This is a genomic window from Cupriavidus numazuensis (assembly GCF_905397435.1).
GTDB lineage: Bacteria > Pseudomonadota > Gammaproteobacteria > Burkholderiales > Burkholderiaceae > Cupriavidus > Cupriavidus numazuensis.
In genome coordinates, this window is record NZ_CAJPVI010000067.1 from 23,497 (window position 1) to 43,984 (window position 20,488).

15 protein-coding genes are annotated in these 20,488 nt (G+C 67.7%); 6 read left to right on the forward strand and 9 right to left on the reverse strand.

Features of this window, described 5'->3' with window-relative positions:
* Positions 1–57 precede the first annotated feature (57 nt).
* The gene (locus tag KHO41_RS35155; RefSeq protein WP_211957842.1) at positions 58–516 is read left to right on the forward strand and encodes an Lrp/AsnC family transcriptional regulator; all 459 of its coding nucleotides are present in this window, start codon (positions 58–60) and stop codon (positions 514–516) included.
* Positions 517–561: 45 nt separating this feature from the next.
* Positions 562–1,371 carry a 4-hydroxy-tetrahydrodipicolinate reductase gene (dapB, locus tag KHO41_RS35160; RefSeq protein WP_211957843.1) on the forward strand — a complete coding sequence of 270 codons (810 nt, stop codon included), beginning with the start codon at positions 562–564 and terminating at the stop codon, positions 1,369–1,371.
* Positions 1,372–1,399: 28 nt separating this feature from the next.
* On the opposite strand, the gene KHO41_RS35165 is transcribed toward dapB, so the two are convergent.
* From KHO41_RS35165 to KHO41_RS35185, 5 genes are all read right to left on the reverse strand, one after another.
* Complete coding sequence (locus tag KHO41_RS35165; RefSeq protein WP_211957844.1) at positions 1,400–2,128, reverse strand: hypothetical protein; 729 nt, start codon at positions 2,126–2,128, stop codon at positions 1,400–1,402.
* A 120-nt stretch (positions 2,129–2,248) separates the two neighbouring features.
* Positions 2,249–2,506: a hypothetical protein gene (locus KHO41_RS35170; RefSeq protein WP_211957845.1), complete on the reverse strand. Its 258-nt coding sequence runs from the start codon at positions 2,504–2,506 to the stop codon at positions 2,249–2,251.
* A 142-nt stretch (positions 2,507–2,648) separates the two neighbouring features.
* The gene (locus KHO41_RS35175) at positions 2,649–4,133 is read right to left on the reverse strand and encodes a chloride channel protein (RefSeq protein WP_244874176.1); all 1,485 of its coding nucleotides are present in this window, start codon (positions 4,131–4,133) and stop codon (positions 2,649–2,651) included.
* Positions 4,134–4,321: 188 nt separating this feature from the next.
* Complete coding sequence (locus KHO41_RS35180) at positions 4,322–5,320, reverse strand: Bug family tripartite tricarboxylate transporter substrate binding protein (protein ID WP_211957847.1); 999 nt, start codon at positions 5,318–5,320, stop codon at positions 4,322–4,324.
* Between the two features lie 83 nt (positions 5,321–5,403).
* A complete protein-coding gene (locus tag KHO41_RS35185; protein WP_211957848.1) occupies positions 5,404–6,903 on the reverse strand; it encodes an acyl-CoA synthetase in 1,500 nt (499 codons plus the stop codon).
* A 128-nt stretch (positions 6,904–7,031) separates the two neighbouring features.
* Here KHO41_RS35185 and KHO41_RS35190 point away from each other — a divergent pair, with 128 nt between their 5' ends.
* From KHO41_RS35190 to KHO41_RS35200, 3 genes are all read left to right on the forward strand, one after another.
* Positions 7,032–7,934: a LysR family transcriptional regulator gene (locus KHO41_RS35190; RefSeq protein WP_211957849.1), complete on the forward strand. Its 903-nt coding sequence runs from the start codon at positions 7,032–7,034 to the stop codon at positions 7,932–7,934.
* A 290-nt stretch (positions 7,935–8,224) separates the two neighbouring features.
* A complete protein-coding gene (locus tag KHO41_RS35195; RefSeq protein WP_211957850.1) occupies positions 8,225–8,737 on the forward strand; it encodes a winged helix-turn-helix transcriptional regulator in 513 nt (170 codons plus the stop codon).
* Positions 8,730–10,100: an MATE family efflux transporter gene (locus KHO41_RS35200; protein ID WP_211957851.1), complete on the forward strand. Its 1,371-nt coding sequence runs from the start codon at positions 8,730–8,732 to the stop codon at positions 10,098–10,100. The genes KHO41_RS35195 and KHO41_RS35200 overlap by 8 nt, the downstream gene beginning before the upstream one ends.
* Here the strand turns inward: KHO41_RS35200 and KHO41_RS35205 are convergent.
* The 4 genes from KHO41_RS35205 to KHO41_RS35220 form a co-directional block, all read right to left on the reverse strand.
* Positions 10,089–11,537 (reverse strand): efflux transporter outer membrane subunit, encoded by a 1,449-nt coding sequence (locus tag KHO41_RS35205; protein WP_211957852.1) that lies wholly within the window; start codon positions 11,535–11,537, stop codon positions 10,089–10,091. The genes KHO41_RS35200 and KHO41_RS35205 overlap by 12 nt on opposite strands.
* Positions 11,534–14,707 (reverse strand): efflux RND transporter permease subunit, encoded by a 3,174-nt coding sequence (locus KHO41_RS35210; RefSeq protein ID WP_211957853.1) that lies wholly within the window; start codon positions 14,705–14,707, stop codon positions 11,534–11,536. Before KHO41_RS35210 ends, KHO41_RS35205 begins: the two co-directional genes overlap by 4 nt.
* Positions 14,704–15,903 (reverse strand): efflux RND transporter periplasmic adaptor subunit, encoded by a 1,200-nt coding sequence (locus tag KHO41_RS35215; RefSeq protein ID WP_211957856.1) that lies wholly within the window; start codon positions 15,901–15,903, stop codon positions 14,704–14,706. Before KHO41_RS35215 ends, KHO41_RS35210 begins: the two co-directional genes overlap by 4 nt.
* Before the next feature lie 210 nt (positions 15,904–16,113).
* Positions 16,114–18,501 (reverse strand): carbohydrate-binding family V/XII, encoded by a 2,388-nt coding sequence (locus tag KHO41_RS35220; RefSeq protein WP_211957854.1) that lies wholly within the window; start codon positions 18,499–18,501, stop codon positions 16,114–16,116.
* Positions 18,502–18,874: 373 nt separating this feature from the next.
* Between KHO41_RS35220 and KHO41_RS35225 the strand changes: the two genes are divergently transcribed.
* Positions 18,875–20,005, forward strand: coding sequence for a metallophosphoesterase (locus KHO41_RS35225; RefSeq protein WP_211957855.1), 1,131 nt, complete (start codon positions 18,875–18,877; stop codon positions 20,003–20,005).
* Positions 20,006–20,488: the final 483 nt, after the last annotated feature.

Here is a 20,488-nt window from a genome sequence, read left to right on the forward strand (position 1 = left end):
ATCAAGTTCGACGAATGCCGTCCATAATCGAACGAAACGACGACGGATTTCGACGAAATGGCAGACACCGACAAACTCGACCAGACCGACCGCCACCTGCTGTCGCTGTTGCAGGCCAACGCGCGGGAAAGCGCGGCCAATCTCGCACGCCATCTCGACATCGCGCGGACCACGGTAGTGGCGCGCATCGCGCGGCTGGAACGGCTCGGCGTGATTGCCGGCTACGGTGTGCGGCTCGGCCGCGAAATGGGCGACAACGCGATCCAGGCGTTCTGCGGGCTGTCGGTGCAGCCCAAGGCCGGCCCGGCCATCGTGCGCGCGCTGCAGCGGCTGCCGGAGATCGAGGAGCTCAGCTCAGTTAGCGGCCCGGTGGACTACATGGCGGTGATCCGCTGCGACACCCACGCGCGGCTCGACCAGTTGCTCGACGAGATCGGCATGCTCGACGGTGTGAACCACACCACCACGTCGATCGTGCTCGCGCGGAAAATCGACCGCCGGCGAGCAACGGAATAGCGCGGTATCCTCCACCGACCGCAATCCACCAACGGAGAAAAAACAATGAGCAATCCGATCCGTGTCGCCGTAGGCGGCGTAACCGGCTGGGCCGGCGGCGAACTGGCGCGCGGCGTGGCGCACGCGGCCGACATGACGCTGGTGGCGGGCCTGTCGCGCGGCGCGGCGGGCCAACCGCTCGCGCAACTCACCGGCCATGCCGACACGCCCGGCGTGGCGGCGGCGAGCATCGAGGCGCTGGGCAGCACGCCCTACGACGTCTACGTCGAATACACCAAGCCGGCCATTGCCAAGCACAACATCCTGCAGGCGCTCGCGCACGGTGCGCACGTGGTGGTCGGCACCTCTGGCCTGACCGACGAGGACTATGCCGAGATCGACGCCGCCGCGCGCAAGGCCGACCGCGGCGTGCTCGCGTGCGGCAACTTCGCGATCACGGTCGTGCTGCTGCAGAAGTTCGCGGAAATGGCGGCGCGCCATCTCGACCACTGGGAGATCATCGACTACGCGAAGGCCGGCAAGGTCGACGTGCCGTCCGGCACGGTGCGCGAACTGGCGTTCCGGCTCGGCGAGATCAAGGCCGCGCAGCAAGCCGTGCCGGTGGACCAGGTCAACGGCCCGCGCGAGACGCGCGGCGCAACCATGTCCGGCACGCAGGTGCATGCCGTGCGACTGCCCGGCTACCAGCTCGGCGTCGAAGTGATCTTCGGCGCGGAGGGTCAGCGCCTGCATCTCAAGCATGAGGCCGGCGACGGCTCCAAACCCTATGTGTCCGGCGCGCTGCTGGCGATCCGCAAGGTCCACACCGTGCGCGGCGTGGTGCGCGGGCTCGACAAGGTGATGGAAGGCATCTGAGCCGGCACCGCCGGCTCCCGGCCCGGCGTTACCAGCTGCCGGGCTTGACGGGCTTGGGCGCCGGCTTCTTTTCCTTGCTTGGCGCGGCAGCGGGCGCCGATGCGGGCGTGAGTTGCTGCGCGACCTGCGCATCCTTGTCCGCCATCAGCTTGCGCGCCTGCGGCAGCAGCATTTCGATGGTGCCGGTGTTCGGGTCTTCGGGCATGGCATACAGCTCGACCGTCAGCGGCTTTTGCATCCAGCCTGCGTGGATGGTCTTGACCGTCTTGCCGCCCTTGTCGCGCATGTCTTCCTGTTCCTGGCGGAACGGCTTGCCGTAGAGCGCGTTGATGCTGTCGAGCGCGGCTTGCTGCGAGTTGGCGCCGGCGGTCGGCACGATCACGCCGACCAGCGCATTGCCGTCGACGAAGGCCACCACATGCGGGCCGTCCATGAAGGCCGGGCGCTTGTCGCGCGGCAGGCCGACCTGGCGCATGATGCCGTCCCCCTTTACCTCGACGCAGACCGCGGTCACGTCGCGGCCGTCCGGCGTGCGCTTGTCGGCACAGTCGGGCAGCGCGGGCAGCGGGTTGCCGATTTCGAGCAGTTTCAGCAGCGGCGACAGCGCACTGTTACCGGCTGGCGCGGCCTTCGATGCAGCGGCGGGAGGGACAGCAGTAGCGGCAGAAGCGGCGGCGGGAGCCGCCGGGGCGGCAAAGGCGCATGTGGCGGCGCCGATCAGGCCGGCAGCAGCCAGCCCGGCAACGGGAAATTTCAAAATCCAGACTCCTCAAAAAGGCCCCTGTTGGAGCCCGCGGCAGGCGGTATGTTCCGGCCGACGGTATCACATGCCGCCGACATGGCGAATGGCGCACACCGCGCGCGCCGCAAACCGAGTCTATCCCGCCGCGCGCAGCAACACGTTGGCGAGGGCCGCCAGGATAGCCAGCACCAGCGCCCATGCCAGCAGGTGCGGCACCCGGCTTGGCGGCAGTTGGGGGCGCGGCGTACGTTGCGCGGGCGGCAACGGCTGGCGCAGCCGCGAATGGCTCTGCAGGCCGCGCGTGGGCCACATGGTGTCGGGCCCGATATCGCGCAGGACGGTGCTTTCCTTGCTCGGGGGCCGGGCGCGGCCGGCCGGTCGTTGCGAAGCCATGGATGCTCCCCGAATGCAGACGACAGCATGCCGGCGAGATTGGTGTGCCGCCGCTACACACAGGCCGGTCCTGCGACCGGCGCGCCACAACGTTAGGGGAAAGCCGCGCGCGCCACCATGGCCTGGCGCACATAGCGCAGCGTCAGCTCGCAGGTGCCTTGCGCACCAGCGCCATCGCCTCGCGCCGGAACACATGGCCGACGTGGTGGTAGAACGGATGGGGCGAAAACTGGCGCGAGATAAACGATGCCAGCAGCGACGATGCCAGCAGGAAAAGCGTCAGGTCCTGCGTGCGCGTCATCTCCATGACGATCACGCTCGCGGTGATCGGCGCCTGCGTGGCCGCCGCCAGGAACGCTGCCATGGCCACGAGCGCGAGCACGCGTGGCTCGTGCATGCCCGGGATGAAATGCGCGACGTTCTCGCCAATGCCGGCGCCGATGGCCAGTGCCGGCGTGAAGATGCCGCCCGGGATGCCAGCGAAATACGAGACCACCGTGGCCGCGAACTTGGCCAGCCCGAACCACAGCGTCGCGTGCGATTCGCCGTTGATCAGTGCCGACGCCTGTTCGTAGCCCGTACCGAATGTCGCGCCGCTCGTCGCCCAGCCGAGCACCGCCACGACCAGGCCGCAGCCAAACGCCACCTGCACCGGATGCTCGACCGGCCAGTGGCGCCAGCGCGCCGGGAGCAGCCCCGGCACGCCGCCGATCAGCGCCTTGGCGAACAGCCCGCCGAGCACGCCGTTCACCACCGCGCACAGCAGCACCGGCCCCCAGGCGTCGCGCAGCACCAGCAGCGGCACCTTGACGGCGAAATACGGGTTGTTGCCGAGCAGAGCCAGCGACAGGAAGCCGGCCGTCAGCACGCCCGACAGCACGAGGCGGTCCCAGCGCACGGCCGTCCCACGGCCAAGCTCCTCGATCGCGAACACCACGCCGGCCAGCGGTGTGTTGAACGCTGCCGCCAGCCCGCCGGCGGCGCCCGCTGCGATCAAAGCGTTCGGATGGAAGCCGATGCGAAAGCGCATCTTCTCGTGGCACCAGCGGCCCCATGCCAGCATGGCCGCGGCGCCGACCTGCACCGACGGCCCTTCGCGTCCGACCGAAGCCCCGACCAGCAGCCCGGCAGCGGTCAGCACCACCTTCCACATCGACTGGCGGAACGACACGAGCACCGTCTGCGCCGGTCCTGCCGGCGGCAACGTGACCGCGGCGATCACCTGCGGAATGCCGCTGCCGCGCGCCTGCGGCGCGAGCCGGATGGTCAGCCAGCGCAGCGCGGCCAGCCCGAACGGCAGCATCACGAACGCGATCCACGGCGTGCTCTGGGTCAGGTGGTAGTTCCAGCGCAGCGCGACCTCGGCGATCCACGCGAACACCATCGAGAACAGCGCCACGCAGCCGGCGCCGCACATGAAGACGGCGTAGCGCAGCGTGGTGCGCGAGATGCGGCCAGCCTGGCGCGACTTGCGCCACGCCGCCATGCGCGCGCGGCGGCTGATGGCTTCCGACAGGCGCGCTTCGGCGCGCTCGGTCGCGGTGTCCGGAGAATCTGCGCGGGAAGCGTCGGCGCGGTCAGCGCCGGGGGACGGTTCGGCTGGGTCAGAGGGGGCGCGATCAGTCATGACGAGGGGGCATGGCGAAGGCATCTGGCGCCAGGCTATCGGGGGCGCCTATGCCGGTATTGTCCCGGCACTATACGCCGGTCATGCCGCCCGGCGCCGCCGCGCGCCGGCTATCGGCCACATACCGGCCACATGCTTGCCATGCGGCGACGAGCGCCCTCGTGGCTCGCCGTGCCCATCCCCCGCGGTCAGTCGAGCGTGATGTTGTTCGCGCGAATCACCTTGCCCCAGTGCTCGCGGTCCGCCTCGACATAGCGGTCGATCTCCGCCTGCGTGCGCGGCGGCTGCACCACGAGCCCGAGATCGCTGAACGTGGCGCGGAACTTCGGATCCTTCAGCACGCTGTCCGCGGCGGCGCGAAGCTTCGCCACGGCTTCCGGCGGTGTCTGCGCGGGCACGGCCAGCCCGAACCAGGTGGCGGCCTGGAAGTCGGGATAGCCGCCTTCGGCGACAGTCGGCACATTGGGCAGCACGTCCAGCCGCTTGCGGCTGGTCACGGCCAGCGCCTTGAGCTTGCCGGCCTTGATGTGCGGCAGCGAGGTGCTGACCACATCGACCATCAGCTGCGTGTCATTGGCGAGCAGCGCCGACAGCGCCGGCGCGCTGCCGTTGTAGGGCACGTGCGTGACCTGGATGCCGAGTTCGGTCTTCAGCATCTCGGTGGCGAGCTGCAGCGCGTTGCCGAGCCCGACCGACGAGTAATTGAGCTTGCCGCCACTGGCCTTCGCATAGTTCGCGAACTCGCGGATATTGCTGGCCGGCACGTGCGAGTTGGTCACGACGACCAAAGGCACCTCCGCGCCGATACTGAAGATCTTGAAATCGCGCGGCGGATCGTAGGAGATCTTCTTGTATAGCTGCGGGTTGAGCACCATGCTGCCGTTGGTGGCCAGCACCATGGTGTAGCCATCAGCCGGCGCACGCGCGACGCTGGTGGTGCCGATCATCGTGGCCGCACCGGGCCGGTTTTCCACGACCACGGTCTGGCCGAGCTGGCGCGACATGCCGTCGGCAATCGCGCGGCCAAACTGGTCGGTCGAGCCGCCGGGCGTGTATGGCACCACGAGCTTGATCGGATGGTCCGGATAGGCGGCCAGCGCGGGCACGGCGCCGCCTGCCAGTGCACCTACGACGGCGGCCGCTGCCGTGGCGATCCAGGCCCGACGGCCGAATTTACTGCCTTGCATAGTGTCTCCTGTTGATGGCGGCGCCTTCGTGGGCGCCATGCTTTCCATGCTTTTGATCTTTGCCGGCGGTGTTCCGTGCAATCTCAGACGCGCCGCTGCCGCCCTTCCCAGTACCGGTCGCGCAGCCGGCGCTTGGCCAGCTTGCCGGTCTCGTCGCGCGGCAATTGCGCTTCGATCACGATGCTGCGCGGCACCTTGAAGCCGGACAGGCGCTGGCGCAGCCAGTCGATCACGTCTTCCTCGCGGATCGCTGCGTCGGGCATCGGCTGCACCATGGCCAGCAAGCGCTCGCCATACTCGTCGTCCGGCACGCCGAACACGACGCAGTCGGCCACGCCCGGATAGCGCACGAGTTCATGCTCGATCTCGGCCGGATAGATGTTCACGCCGCCCGAGATCACCATATCGGAAGCACGGTCGCAGATGAACAGGTAGCCGTCGGCATCGACATAGCCCATGTCGCCGAGCGTCACCAGTCCGTCGCGGTCGATCGCGCGGCGTGCGGCCTCATTGTTGCGGTAAGTGAAGTCGGGGTAAGCCGGCTGGCGCACGTACACCAGGCCGATCTCGCCCGTTGCGCATGGCTTGCCGTCTTCATCGAGGATGCGGAGCTGCGCGTCGTCCACCGGCTTGCCGGCCGTGCCGGGGCGCGCCGCGGCATCGGCGGGCGTGGCCACGGTGATCATGCCGGCCTCGCTCGACGCATAGGTTTCGTGGATGACGGGACCGAACCATTCGAGCATCGCGCGCTTGACCTCGGGCGAGCACGGCGAGCCGGTCGACGCGACGAAGCGGATCGACGACAGGTCATAGCGCGCGCGCACCTCGGGCGGCAGCTTGAGCAGGCGCACGTACATGATCGGCACGAGGTAGAGCACGTCGATGCGGTGCTTCTCCACCAGTGCCAGCACCTGCTCGGCATCGAAGCGCGGCGTGAGTACGAGGCGTTCGGCCATTTGCAACGCGTTCTGGATGAACGAACCCGGGGCGCTGTGGTATAGCGGCGCCGACATCAGCGCCCGGCAGCCGGGCACGAGGCCGTAGGTCTGGCGCACCAGCGAACGCGCGCGCGCCATCTGGTCGTCGAGCTGGTCCAGCGGCACCGGTTCACGCAGCACGCCCTTCGGGCGGCCCGTGGTACCGGACGTGTAGGCCATATGGCCGCGCGGAGACACACGCGGGCCGTCGTACGGGGCCTGCTGCGCGAGCCACGCTTCGTAGTCGCTGCCACCGGACACTTCGGCGCCATCGGCCACCACCAGCACGGGGATGCTCGCAGGCACCGCCTCACGCACCGCGGCCAGCAGGCCAGCGTGCACGATCAGCGCCTTGGCGCCGCTGTCGGCCAGCAGGAAGCGCACTTCCTCGGCCGTGAAGTGCCAGTTGATGGGGCAGTAGTAGGTGCCGCCAATGCGGCAGGCGTGCACGACATCGACATAGACCGGGTCGTTGCGCAGCAGCACCGCAACGACGTCGCCTTCTTTCAGCCCCGCGGCGCGCAGGCCTCCGGCAAGGCGGGCGCCGCGGTCGAGCAGTTCGGCGCCGTCGCGGTGCATGTCTTCGAACCAGAGGTCTGTGGCCATATCGGTAGTCTCCTGTCTTGTCCTGAACTGGCAGCGTTCCACTGTAGCCGCGCGGTCTGGCATCGACAATCCGCCGCACCGGAATCACAATGTTGCGCCTGACGTGACAATCCTGCAGGGAATCCCGGATGGACCTGAACCTGATCGAAGCGTTCGTCGACATCGTCGATGCCGGCAACCTGGCCGAGGCCGGCAGGCGGCGTGGTGTGACGCGCTCGCAGGTGAGCCGTCAGCTGCGCGAGCTGGAACAGCAGGCCGGGGCGCAACTGCTGCGCCGGACCACGCGCCGGCTGGAAATGACGGAGCCCGGCCAGGCGCTGTACCAGCATGGGCTGCGCATCCTGCAGGAGGTCGCATCCGCACAGGCCGAGATCGACAGCCTCGGCAAGACGCTGCGCGGCCATGTGCGCGTCAGCATGCCCACGGGCCTTGGCGATACGTTCATCGCCCCGCTGCTGCTGCAGTTTGCCCAGCGCTATCCCGGCATCACGTTGCGCGTGTTCTTCGCGAACCGCGTGGTGGATCTGATCGCGTCGGAAATCGACGTGGCGCTGCGCGTGACGTCGGCGCCGCCGCTCGATCATGTGGCGCGCGAGATCTGTCCGATCGACTGGCGGCTGTGCGCGTCGCCGGAGTACCTCGAACGCGTGCCGACGCCACGCATACCGGCCGACCTCGCGCGCTGCCACTTCCTTTGCCCGCCCTATGGATCGCGCTTCCTGCTGGCGCTCAATCGCAATGGCCTGCGCGAGGAAGTGGAACTCGCGCCGCACCTGCAGTCGGAGCACTTCCGCTTCCTGTTGCAGGCGGTGCTGGAAGGCCACGGCATCAGCCTGCTGCCGCGCTACATGGGGTGGGAGGAGATGCGCCAGGGCCGCCTCGTGCCCGTGCTGGGCGACTGGAAGCCTGAAGGGCTGGGCAGCAGCCTCTATGTCATCACCACGCCGAGCCGGCATCCGACCATGGCCACGCGCGCGCTGATTGCGTTCCTGAAAGAGGAAATCGGCAACCTGCCCGTGTTCCGGGACTGAGCAGGGCAGCGTAGCGGCACGCCAAAGAAAAGAACCCAGATCGTCCTGGGGGGCCGATCCGGGTGGAGGAAACAGACGGCTAAGACTCCGCCTGATCGGTACTGGCGCCCGGAAAGTGGAAGACGCGATACCAATGTCCCGCAGCCTACCGATCCACCAACGGGACAATCAATCGGACAAAACGGTTTCGTGCGATGTCCGCATTCCCACCGTGCAAACTTTCAATTCGCAAGCTATGCTTCCCCAAACTTGCAAATCGAAAGCAAAGCCAGTCGCAAGCACGGAGACCTATGCCCCCTACCGATTTCACCACCATGCCCTGCCCGGTGGCCCGCTCGATGGCGGTGCTCGGGGAGCGCTGGGCCATTCTTGTGATGCGCGAAGCCTTCTACGGCAGCACGCGCTTCGACGAGTTCGAGAAGAACCTGGGCATCGCGCCCAACATCCTGAGCGCGCGGCTGAAAACGCTGGTGACGCACGAGTTGCTCGCGCGTGTCACGCCGGAAGGCGGGGGCCGCCACGTCTACCAGCTCACGGAAAAAGGGCGCGACTTCTTCCCGGCCTATGTGGCGCTCAAAGCCTGGGCGGACCGCTGGATGACCGATGAAAAGGGTCCGCTGACGGTGCTGCAGGACAAGCGCAGCGGTGCGGAAATCGCCACCCCGGCGCTGATGCGCGCCGACGGCAGCGCCATCACGCTGGATGATGTGCGCGTGTTGCCCGGCCCCGGCGCGGGCCGTTTCCTGCGGCGGCGCTTCGGCGAAGCGGCGTCCGAACAGGAACAGGAGGACGACCATGCCTGAGACGTCCGCCATGACTGTAGCCAGTACCGCTGCAACCACCAGCACGGCGCCCGTGCCCGCCACCGAACTGGCGCGGCGCATCGGCAGCCTGGCCGGCCCCACCGCCGTCATCGCCTTGCTGCAGTCCTGCGCGCAACTCGTGGAAACGTGGCTTGCGGCGCGCCAGGGCACGGCGGCGCTGGCCGGCTGGGCCGTGGTGCTGCCGTTTGCGTTGCTGCTGCAGCAGATGTCCACGGGCGCAATGGGCGGCGGCGTGGTGTCGGCCATCGCCCGCGCGCTGGGCGCCAACAAGCGTGAAGAGGCCTCGTCGCTCGTGCTGCACGCCCTGATCATTGCGGTAACCGCCGGCCTCGCATTCGCCATCGTGCTCGCGGGCTTCCCGCGCGGCGTGCTCGGCGCAGTGGCTGGCGTCACCGCGGCCGAGGCGGCGGCGACCTATGCGATCTGGCTGTTCGGCGCGGGCGCCGTGCCGGCCTGGCTGGCCAATACGCTCGCTTCCGTGCTGCGCGGGGGCGGCCGCCACGCACTGGCCGCGCGCGTGCTGGCGTTGATGTGGGTAGCCTTCCCGCTGCTGGCGTGGCTGCTGGCCGAGCCCGCGGGCATGGGCCTGGCCGGCATCGGCGCGGCGCTCGCGGCGGTGTCGTGGGCGGCGGCGCTGGGCATGGCGATCGTGGTCATGCGTGGCGGTGCGGGCTTCGTGCCGGTGCTACGCATGCGCCCGTCGCGCGCCTTGTTCGTGCGCATCCTGTCGGTCGGGCTGGTGGCCTGCGCGCTCGCTTCGGTCGCCAACCTGACCACCATCCTCGTCACCGCGCAGCTGCGTCACCATGGCACGGCGGCGGTAGCCGCTTACGGGATCTCGGCGCGGCTGGAATTCCTGATGATCCCGCTCGCATTCGGCGTGGGCTCCGCGCTGACAGCGCTGGTGGGCCGCGCGGTGGGCGCCGGCGACTGGCATACGGCGCGACGCACGGCGTGGGTCGGTGCGCTGCTGGCGCTGCTGATTGCCGGACTGGCCGGCGCGGCAGTCGGCATGATGCCGCACCGGTTCGCCGGACTGTTCACGCAGGACACGCAGGTCGCGGCCATTGCCGCGCGGGCGCTGTCGTGGGTCGGTCCGGCGTTTGGCGGCTTCGGGCTTGGCATGGCGCTGTACTTCGCGTCGATGGGCGCGGGCCGCATGCGCTGGCCGATCGCGGCCGGCCTGTGCCGGATCGGCCTGGCGGCCGGCGGCGGCTGGCTGCTGGCCAATGTCGCCGGCATGGGACTGGACGGGCATTTCCTCGGCGTGGCGATGGGGATCACCGCCTACGGCCTGGTCACGGCGCTGGGCGTGCGCGAGGGAGAGTGGTCAGCGCGCTAGCACCGGTGCATCGCCCTGCATGCCGGCGCCCTTCACCGCATCGGGCACCGACGGCCAGCCGCCACCAAGCGACTTGTACAGCGCCGCGGTGCCGTTCAGCACGTCGACCTGCCCCTGGATGGCCGCCAGCTGCGCGTCGAACAGCTTCTCGCGCGCGTTGGTGACTTCGAGGTAGCTCGAATAGCCGCCCTCATATCTTGCATAGGCCTGGTCGGCATAGATGGTCAGGCTCTTTTCCTGCTGGCGCAGGCTGCCCAGGCGGTTGCGCGTCTCGACACCATTGGCCAGCGCGCTGTTCACATCGGCCAGGGCCGCCAGCACCGTGCCCTGGTAGGCCAGCATGGCCTCGGTGCGCTGTGCCGACGCGGTCTGCACCTGCCCGCGGATCGCACCGCCCTGGAAGATCGGCTGGGTCAGTCCGGCACCAAACCCCCACACTCGCGATGCGCTGTCCCACAACCCGGCCGGTGACGCGGCGACCGCGCCAAACAAGCCGCTCAGGTTGACGGCCGGCAGGTAGAGCGCCTGGGCCGCGCCCAGTTGCGCGTTGGCCGCGACCGCGGCCTGCTCGGCCTGCAGTACGTCCGGCCGGCGCGATAGCAGCATCGCCGGCAGGTCGGCGCCTACCGCCGGCGCCTGCAGCGCATAGATATCCTTGCCTCGCTCGATCGGTCCCGGCTGGCGTCCGATCAGCACCGACAGCGCATTCTCGGTCTGCGCAATGCCGGTGCGGATCTGCGGAATGGAAGCCTCGGCGACATAGAAATCGTTCTGCGCCTGGGCCAGCTCCATCTCGGAGATGACGCCGCCTTCGTAGCGCTGCTTGAAGATATCCAGCCCGCTCGCGCGCGAATCCAGCGTCTGCTTCGCGACCTCGAGCTGCGCATCGAGCCCGCGCAGCGTGGCATAGCCCTGCACCACCGACGCCGCAAGCGACAGCACGACGCCGCGCCGAGCGTACTCGGCATTCCACAGGCTCGCTTCCGCGGCTTCGGCCTGGCGGCGGATGCGTCCCCACAGATCGAGTTCCCAGCTCGCATTGGCCAGCAGCTGGTACGAATTGCGCGGCCCGTCGAACGACGCGAACGGCGTGCCGTTGAACGTGCCCGCGCGCTGACGCGCGGCCGACGCGCTGAGGTTCACCTGCGGGAAGAAGCCCGAGCGCGCGACCATCAGCTGGCCGCGGAACTCGTCGATGCGCGCGGCGGCGATGCGCACGTCGTAGTTGTGCGCGAGCGCCTCGTCGATCAGCGCGTTGAGCACCGGATCGTTGAACTGGTTCCACCAGTCGCTGTCGGCCGCGATGGCGAGCTGGCCGGTGTCCATGCGGTACTGCGCGACATCGGGCGTTTCGGGCCGCTGGTAGTTGGGACCGATCGCACAGCCGCCCAGCGCCGCCATCGCGCAGGCACCGAACATCCAGGCACGCGCTCTCATGATGGTTCTCCCGCCGGCGGCGTGGCAGGCGGCTGGGTCTCGCCTCCGGCCTTGGCGTCGCCCTTTGGCTTGCCTTCCGACATCCGTTCCAGCCCCCAGAAGAACATGGGGATGAAGAACAGCGCGATCACCGTGGCGCCGAGCATGCCGCCGATCACGCCCGTGCCGAGCGATTGCCGGCTTGCCGCCGAAGCGCCGCTGGCAATCGCGAGCGGCACGCAGCCCAGGATGAACGCGAGCGAGGTCATGATGATCGGGCGCAGCCGCAGCTTGGCCGCATGAATGGCCGCGTCATAGGCGCTGAGGCCTTCCTTCTCGCGCATTTCCACCGCGAACTCGAAGATCAGGATCGCGTTCTTGGCGGCCAGCGCAATCAGCACCGTCAGGCCGATCTGGAAATAGACGTCGTTGAGCATGCCGCGCATCAGGATGCCCAGCAGCGCGCCGAACAATGCGAACGGCACGGCGAGCAGCACGCCGATCGGCAGCGACCATTTCTCGTACTGCGCGGCCAGGATCAGGAACACCATCAGCAAGGCGAACGCGAACACATAGACCGCGGTGGAACCTGCGGTCTTCTCTTCGTAGGCCTGGCCGCTCCATGCATACGCATAGCCCTGGCCAAGCACTTCCTGCGCCACCTCTTCCATGGCAGCGATGGCCTGCCCCGAGCTGTAGCCGGGCGCGGCATCGCCAAGGATCTTGGCCGCGGGGAAGTTGTTGAAGCGCGTGACGATATCGGCGCCGGGCACGTATTGCGTGGTGGTCACGGCCTTGATCGGCACCATGTCGCCGTTGTGGTTGCGCACGTAGACCTTGTCGAGATCTTCCGGCCGCGAACGGAAGTCCGGCTCGGCCTGCAAGATCACCTGGAACAGGCGGCTGTTCTTCGGGAACTGGCTCACATAGAGCGAACCGAACATGGTCTGCAGCGCCGAGTACACCTCCTCGACCGGCACGCCCTGCGTCTCGGACCGCTCGCGGTCCACGTCGACCAGGAGCTGGCGCGAGCGCGAGTTGATGGTGGAGTTCACGCCCGTCAGCTCGGGCCGCTGCCGTGCCTTGGCCATGAACTCGTGCACCTTGGCTTCGAGCTGCTGATAGGTGCCGTCGCCCGTGCTCTGCAGCCAGAATTCGAAGCCGCCGGTCGTGCCCAGCCCTGGAATCGAAGGCGGATTGATCGGGATGACCGCGCCGTCCTGATAGCCGAAGAACTCCTTCTTTGCCTTGAGCAGCAGGTCCTCGGCGCTCTCACCGGCGCCGCGGTCGTGAAAGCCCTTGAGCGTGATGAAGAGCGTGCCGGCGTTGGCCTTGTTCTGCGAGTCGATCAGGCTGTAGCCATCCACGCTCGACACCGACGCGACGCCTGGCTGGCTGGCGAGCCATGTCTCGGCGCGCTTCGAAACGCTGCCGGTACGGTCCAGGCTGGCGGCATCCGGCATCACCACGGCGCCGAACAAGTAGCCCTGGTCCTCCACGGGCAGGAACGAGGTCGGGATGCGCATGAACATCAGCACGGTCACCACCACCATCGCGAGGATGATGGCGATCGACATCACCGTGCGCCGGATGACGAGCTGCAGCGATCGGTCATAGCCCGATATCAGCCGGTCAAATGAATTGTTGAACCACGTGAAGAAGCGGTTCTTCTTGTGCTCGCCCGGCTTGAGCAGGATGGCCGCTAGCGCCGGCGACAGCGTCAGCGCGACCACGCCGGACAGCACCACCGACACCGCAATGGTCACCGCGAACTGCTTGTAGAGCTGCCCCGTGATACCCGACAGGAACGCCACCGGGATGAACACCGCGAGCAGCACCAGCACGATGGCAACCACCGGCCCGCTGACCTCGTCCATCGCCTTCTTGGCCGCTTCCTTCGGCGGCAGCTTGAACTCGGTCATGTTGCGCTCGACGTTCTCGATCACCACGATGGCATCGTCCACGACGATGCCGATCGCCAGCACCATGCCGAACAAGGTCAGCATGTTGACCGAGAAGCCGAACGCGCTCATGCCAACAAACGCGCCGATGATCGACACGGGCACGGCCAGGATCGGCACCAGCGTGGCACGGAAACTCTGCAGGAACAGGAACACGACCAGGATCACGAGGATCACGGCATCGCGCAGCGTATGCACCACCTCATTGATCGACTCGTGCACGAATTCGGTCGTATCGAGCGCGACCTCATACTCCAGTCCCGGCGGAAAGCTTTTCTTCAGCTCCGCCAGCGTCGACCGCACCTGTTTGGCGACATCCAGCGCGTTGGCGCCCGGTTGCTGGTAGACGGCCAGCAGCGTCGCGGTCTTGCCCTTGTAGCGGCTGCGCAGTGAATAGTCCTTGGAGCCAAGCTCGGCATGGCCGATATCCTTCAGCCGCACCAGCGCCGCGTCGCCGGACTGCGCGCGCAGGATCATGTTGTCGAACTCGGCGGGCTCGGTCATGCGGCCCTTGGTGGCGATCGGGAACGTCATCTGCACCGCGCCGTTGGTCGGCGAGGCACCAATGCGCCCGGCCGAGAACTGCTGGTTCTGGTTCGCGACCGCGTTCTTCACGTCCTCGGTGGTGATGCCCAGCGTCGCCATCCGGTCCGGCCGCAGCCAGATGCGCATGGCGTAGTCCGGACTGCCGAAGATGGATGACTGGTTGGCGCCCGGAATGCGCTTGAGCGCATCCAGCACATAGATGTTGGCGTAATTGCCGACGAAGGTCTGGTTGTAGCTGTTGTCGGGCGAATAGACGGCAATCACCATCATGAACGCCGACGAACGCTTCTGTACCGACACGCCTTGCGAAGTCACCGCGTCCGGTAGCGTCGGCAGCGCCAGGTTGACACGGTTCTGCACGTCCACCTGCGCCAGCTCCGGATCGGTGCCGATCTCGAAGTAGGTGGTCAGCGTCAGGTCGCCGGTCGAGGAACTCGTCGAGTTCATGTACATCATGCGATCGGCGCCGTTGACCTGCTGCTCGATCGGCGCGGCCACGTTCTGCGCCACCACCTCCGCACTGGCGCCCGGGTATCGGGTCGTCACCGTGATCGACGGTGGCGTGATGTCCGGAAACTGGGCGATCGGCAGCTTGGTCAGGGCGACCAGGCCGCCCACCGTGATGACGATCGAAACGACGGACGCGAAGATCGGCCGGTCAATGAAAAAATGGGCAAGCTTCATGGCTTGCCCCCTGCGCTGGCACCAGGCGCGGCGGCCGGTCCGCTCGCTGCCGGCGCTCCGGCAGCCGGCGTGGCGCCCGGCTTCATTTCCACGGGCCTCACCGGGGCGCCCGGCACCAGCCGCAACGTGCCGGTCACGGCAACACGCTCACCGGCTTTCAGGCCGGAGCGCACCACCCAGTTGTTGCCGGTCCATTCGCCAGCGTCGATCACGCGCTGCTGCGCCTTGTTGTCGGGCCCCACCACCCATACGGTCTGCCCACGCGGGCCCTGCACGATGGCTTCCTGCGGCACGGCAATGGCCTGGGTACGCATGGCGCCGTGCACCTTGACGCGCACGAACTGTCCGGGGCGCAGCACGCCCTCGGGGTTGGCCACCTCGGCACGCACACGGTAGGTGCCGGTTTCCTGGCTGAACGCGGCATCCGCAAAGGCGATCCTGCCGCGGTTCGGGAATTCCGAGCCGTCCGCCAGCACGATGGCGACCTCGAACTTGTCCTGCTCCGGATATTTGACCGCACCGGATTCGCGATCGGAACGGATGCGCAACACCTCGTTCTCAGACAGGCTGAAATTCACCCACATCGGGTCGAGCTTGGCGACGTAGGTCAGCAGGCTGTTGGTCGTGTCGATATAGGAGCCCGGCTGGCGCTTGGCAAAGCTCGACAGGCCCGCCACCGGCGACGTGATGGTCGTGTAACCGAGGTTGAGCTTGGCGCTGATGACGTTGGCGCGCGCGCCCTCGACCGCCGCGGCGGCCGCCTGTTCCTTGCCGATGGCATCGTCCAGGTCGCGCTGGCTCAGGGCATTGCGCTCAGCCAGCGGGCGCACGCGCTTCAGGTCGGCGCGCGCCGTGGACAGCCGCGCCTGCTCCTGGCCCAGTTGCGCCTCGGCCGCCTGCAGCGTCGCTTCGAACGGCTTGCGGTCCATCAGGAACAGGGTCTGGCCTGCCTTGACCAGCGAGCCTTCGGTATAGACCCGCTTGTCGAGGAAGCCGTTGACCCGAGACCGGATCTCCACTTGCTGCGAGCTTTCGGTCTGGCCGACAAAGTCATAGACCAGGGGCACATCCTTCAGCGCCACGGTCATGACCCCGACTTCCGCTGGCGGTGGCGCGACCGCTGCCGGCTTCTCCTTGCTGCAGCCCGCTGCCAGCAAGACCGCAATCAGCCCCGCTGTATTGCGCCAGTTGAGCATTGTCCTCACGTGACCTCCTGTGCCAGCAGCCATGGCCGCCCCGTTCCTGTCGGACAGGCGGATGGAATCCCGCCGCTCCGGTGCCTGTTCAGGCAGGTTACGGCGCGCCTAATGGCGCGCCAATTCAAACTTTTTGTGGCCGTGTTTACTCATTTCGACGTGTATGCCGATGCGCATTCCGACGGACGGACCTGGCCTTGCCTGTGCGCCTCAGCGCCGGAAGCCACCGTGGAACCGGCCGCCGCCGCGGAAGCCGCCGCCACCGCCGCCGAAGCGCCCGCCGCCCTGCCATTGCTGGGCCGCGCCCTGGAATCGTTGCTGGCCGATGTCACGTGCCTGGCGCTGCTGGTCCAGCCGGCCGGTGACTTCGTTATTGGGCTGCACGGGTTCCCAGCCGCCGGGCGTGTGCTTTTGCCAGCCGCTGTCGGTGTGCTGGTACACGGAACCGTCATGGCCGGCGTACACATTGCCGTTGTTCCAGGCCACCGCATTGCCCTTGTCCGGATTGGCGACAAAACCGCGGCTGCCCGCCGTGTGCTCGCCGGTCTGGGTATTGCCGGCAATTCCGGCCTCGGCCGCGCCCACGCGGCCCGTCTGCGCGTTGTAACCCGCCACCTGCCGGCCAGCCGCGTAGTTGCCCGTGTACTCGTTGCCGACGACGCCGCCGCGTCCGGCGCCTTCGCGCCCGGTCGACGGGTTGGCGAACGAGCCTTGCCGTCCCGCTGCGTAATTGCCCGAATACGGGTTGAAGGCTGCGCCACGGCTGCCCTGGAAATGCGCGCCCGTGGCCGGGTTAAACCCGGATGCCGCGGTGCCGCGCCACTCGGTGCCCGTCCAGGCATTCCAGCCCTGCGCATGCGTGACCGTGCCCTGTCCCCAGCGGCCATAGAAGTTGGCCTGGTTCACGTTCACGTAATTCCAGTTGTACGGGCCGCCCCACCAGTACGGTCCCCAGTACGGCGACGCCGCGCCCCAGAACGCGCCGGCGGCAAAGCCAAAGGCAAAACCCTCGGCCAGGCCGATGCCGAAGCCGGCGCCATAGCCGTACGTGACCGGGTAGCCGTAGTAGACCGCGCCCACGTACGCCGGGTAGACGTAGCCGGTGCCGTACACCACGGTGCCGTCGGCGCTGACCACCACGCCCATGTAGCCGGGCGTGTAGCCGACCACGACCGTGTCGGGCGTGACCGAGTAGATGCGCACATAGGTCACGTAGTAGACCGGTGAACTCGGCGGGATGGTGTAGATGGCCGACGGTACCTCGGTCGCCACGCGCCAGGCGCCCGTCGGCGCTGGCGCCGTGAACCAGACGCCGTTGGCCACGGCGTAGTAATGGCTGCTGTCCACCTCGATCACCGGCGTGCCGGTATTGACCGCGTAGCTCAGCGAGGTACCGGTGATCGGCACGAAGCGCGGCGCGCCGTCATAGGCCACCGTCAGCGCCGCCTTCGCGCGCGACACGTTCGCGGTCTGCGGGATCGTGGCGGCGATCACGGCTTCCTTCGCCTGCGGCGTGCCGGGCACGGACACCAGCACATTGGCCTTGGCGTCGTTCGGCGAGATCTTCGCGAAGTCGGCTGGCAGCTCGCCGCCAGGCACGTATTGCCACGGGCCTGTCAGCATCGGCGCGCGGAACCAGCGGCCAGACACCAGCACGTAGTAGTTGTTGGACGCCGGATCGACGAACACGGCGTGATCGGCATTGGACATCGTCAGCAGTCCGCCGCCGCCCACCGGCGTCATTTGCGGCGCGCCGCTCGTCACCACAAGCTCGGTCGGCCGGGTCGCGAGCTGGATGGCCGGTGCACGCGCCGGGCGCTTGCCGTCCGACGGCAGCATCGCGTCCGGCTTGGAGGCGGTTGCGGCCTTGGTCGCCGCCGATTGAAGGTCCTTTGGCACGGTCGACATGACTTCCCACGCGCCGCCCGCGGACTCCGAACGGAACCAGTAGCCCGCCGCCTGCAGGTACAGCTCGCCGCCGGGCTCGCGCAGCAGCATGGCGCGGCTGTTCAGCGCGCGTTCGTAGGAGGTGCCGGGCACGTTGCGCCACGCCGGATCGCCGTCCACGTGGACCAGCAGCGTCGGCGTGGTGGCAAAGATGATCTGCGGCGCATCGTTCTTCACGGGCACCTTCGTCGCACTGGCCAGCTGGCGCGAGACGGCGTAGCTGGCCTGCAGTTCGTCGAGCGGCACCGTCAGGCCGCCCGCCGGCAGCCGGGCCAGCAGCGCGTTGCGCACCCGGTCGGCGGCTTCGGGACGCGTCGGCACCTCGACGCTTTCGATGGTGACCTGGGTCAGCTGCACGAGCGCCGAAGGCTTGTCGATATCGGCGACCGCCGAGAAGTGGACCACACCGTAGGTCGGCGTCCCGTCCTTCGCACCGACCGCGACCGCGGCACGGCCCGACATGCGGTTGCCCTCCCACTTCTCGATCTCGGGCTGGTACAGCTCCACGTGCTCGCTGGCGGCATCGAAATTGCGCGGCCAGGTCAGCGGCGACACCGCCTTGGACGGCGTTGCCGCCTCCGCCACGGCCGGCGCGATCGCGATGCAGACGGCTGCCACCAGCGCGCTGGTGTGCTTCAGGCGAAACGACATGGCAATCTCCAGGTAGGGACAGTCCGCAGCATGGCCGCGATGCCATGCCTGCACGGGGCAGGACAGACGAGCGTTGGGCACGATGCTGCACAACGGGCGCCCTTGCGTCCGAATCTAAATGAGCCGGCAAGGGCGGACAATCCGTTTCAAAAACATTCAGCACGCCGCCACAAAGGGCTCAGATCACTGGCGATCGCTCTGCCAACGAGCGCTTGCAGCGCCACATGCTGGTGTCTGTTGGATCACCGGAAGCCGCCGTAAATCCCCACCGGCGCGCGCAATAGTGCATTGCAATCACTTCATCGCAGTGACGCTCTTGAACGCGCGGCGCGCCGGCCCCACCTCATCGGGACCGTCCTCGAAGCCCGCCCCCATGCCCCCACGGACCACCATCCTCACCGCCGGCGCCATCACCGCCCTGCTCCACGCCTACATCGGCTGGCGCCTCCTGCCAGACTTGCCGGTTCCCCTGCTGATCAAGGCACTCGGCGGCATCTGGCTCGCGCTGTCGTGCGTACTGCTGCCCGCCGGCCTGCTGGCGCGCCGCATCAGCCAGCCCTGGGCCGACGCGGTGTCGTGGGTCGGCATGCTCGCCATGGGGTTCTTCTCGTCGCTGCTGATCCTGACGCTGGCGCGCGATATCGTCCTCACCGTAGCTTGGATAGCAGGCTGGCAACCTGCCGGACTGCACGCCTACAGCGCGGCTGCAGTGGTATTGCTCGCGCTGCTCGTGACGCTTGCCGGCTATGTGAATGCGCGGCGGCTCGCCCGCGTGGTCGAGGTCGACGTGCCGGTCAGCGGCCTGCCCGAGGCGCTGCACGGCTTCACGATTGCGCAGATCAGCGACATCCACGTCGGGCCGACGATCAAGCGGCCGTACCTCGACCGTATCGTCGACCGTGTCAACAGCCTGCAAGCCGATGCGGTGGCCATCACCGGCGACCTCGTCGATGGCACGGTGCGCGAGCTGTCGGCCCACACGGCGCCGCTGGCGCGGCTGCAGGCGCGGCATGGTGTGTACTTCGTTACTGGCAACCACGAGTACTACTCGGGCGCCGAACCGTGGATCGCGGAACTGCGGCGGCTCGGTTTGCGGGTGTTGATGAACGAGCACGTCGCGCTCGAGCATGGGAATGATGTGGTGGTGCTCGGTGGCGTAACCGATTACTCGGCCGGGCGATTCCACGAGACGCATCGCAGCGATCCGAAACGCGCGTTGCAAGGTGCGCCGCGCGCCGGCGTGCGCGTTCTGCTTGCACACCAGCCTCGCACGGCGGCGGCGGCAGCCGAGGCAGGCTTCGACCTCCAGTTGTCAGGTCACACCCATGGCGGACAGTTCTGGCCTTGGAACCTGTTCGTGCCGATGCAGCAGCCTTATACGGCTGGGTTGGTGCGGCATGGGGCGATGTGGGTCTACATCAGCCGGGGGACGGGATACTGGGGGCCGCCGAAGCGGTTTGGGGCACCGTCGGAGATTACCAGGGTGAGGTTGGTGCGGGGGTAGGTTGGATTCTTTGGGGGCGTTGGGGGGTGTCGTTTGGGCTGGGTTATCGCTCTTGGCAGGCGCTGCTGTTTCGCCGGCGTAGCCGGCGAGTCACTTTTGTCCGAGCGACAAAAGTAACCAAAAACGCGTTTTGGTTGCCCCAAAGGGGCGAATTTTTATCGTAGTGTGCTAGGGGTGTTGTACGGGTATTGGCTTCAGAGGGGATTTCCGCTGCCTGCCGCGTGGGGCACGACCGTGGTCAGAATTACAGCGCTGATTGAACGAGCCCTGCAAGCGTTCGTGGCCCCTGCTGCGAGCGATATCGTGTGATCGCCTTCGGCTGCGCTATGCGCAGAGCCCTAGTCTGAGCACGCAGGCCCAGGGCAAACCAGACCCGGGTGAAGATGCCGCGCTTGCATGCGCGCAGAGATAGGAAATTGGGACTCGGGCGCCGGCGACGCTGATGAGCTTGCACCCAGACGACGCCGTGCGCGCAGCGCAGCC

Bases quoted from the DNA above. Each gene is read 5' to 3' on its own strand.
- KHO41_RS35175 (WP_244874176.1), bottom strand. From the start codon at position 4,133: ATGACTGATCGCGCCCCCTCTGACCCAGCCGAACCGTCCCCCGGCGCT.
- KHO41_RS35215 (WP_211957856.1), bottom strand. From the start codon at position 15,903: ATGCTCAACTGGCGCAATACAGCGGGGCTGATTGCGGTCTTGCTGGCA.
- KHO41_RS35180 (WP_211957847.1), bottom strand. From the start codon at position 5,320: ATGCAAGGCAGTAAATTCGGCCGTCGGGCCTGGATCGCCACGGCAGCG.
- KHO41_RS35220 (WP_211957854.1), bottom strand. From the start codon at position 18,501: ATGTCGTTTCGCCTGAAGCACACCAGCGCGCTGGTGGCAGCCGTCTGC.
- KHO41_RS35170 (WP_211957845.1), bottom strand. From the start codon at position 2,506: ATGGCTTCGCAACGACCGGCCGGCCGCGCCCGGCCCCCGAGCAAGGAA.
- KHO41_RS35195 (WP_211957850.1), top strand. From the start codon at position 8,225: ATGCCCCCTACCGATTTCACCACCATGCCCTGCCCGGTGGCCCGCTCG.
- KHO41_RS35200 (WP_211957851.1), top strand. From the start codon at position 8,730: ATGCCTGAGACGTCCGCCATGACTGTAGCCAGTACCGCTGCAACCACC.
- KHO41_RS35210 (WP_211957853.1), bottom strand. From the start codon at position 14,707: ATGAAGCTTGCCCATTTTTTCATTGACCGGCCGATCTTCGCGTCCGTC.
- KHO41_RS35190 (WP_211957849.1), top strand. From the start codon at position 7,032: ATGGACCTGAACCTGATCGAAGCGTTCGTCGACATCGTCGATGCCGGC.
- KHO41_RS35155 (WP_211957842.1), top strand. From the start codon at position 58: ATGGCAGACACCGACAAACTCGACCAGACCGACCGCCACCTGCTGTCG.
- KHO41_RS35185 (WP_211957848.1), bottom strand. From the start codon at position 6,903: ATGGCCACAGACCTCTGGTTCGAAGACATGCACCGCGACGGCGCCGAA.
- dapB (WP_211957843.1), top strand. From the start codon at position 562: ATGAGCAATCCGATCCGTGTCGCCGTAGGCGGCGTAACCGGCTGGGCC.
- KHO41_RS35225 (WP_211957855.1), top strand. From the start codon at position 18,875: ATGCCCCCACGGACCACCATCCTCACCGCCGGCGCCATCACCGCCCTG.
- KHO41_RS35205 (WP_211957852.1), bottom strand. From the start codon at position 11,537: ATGAGAGCGCGTGCCTGGATGTTCGGTGCCTGCGCGATGGCGGCGCTG.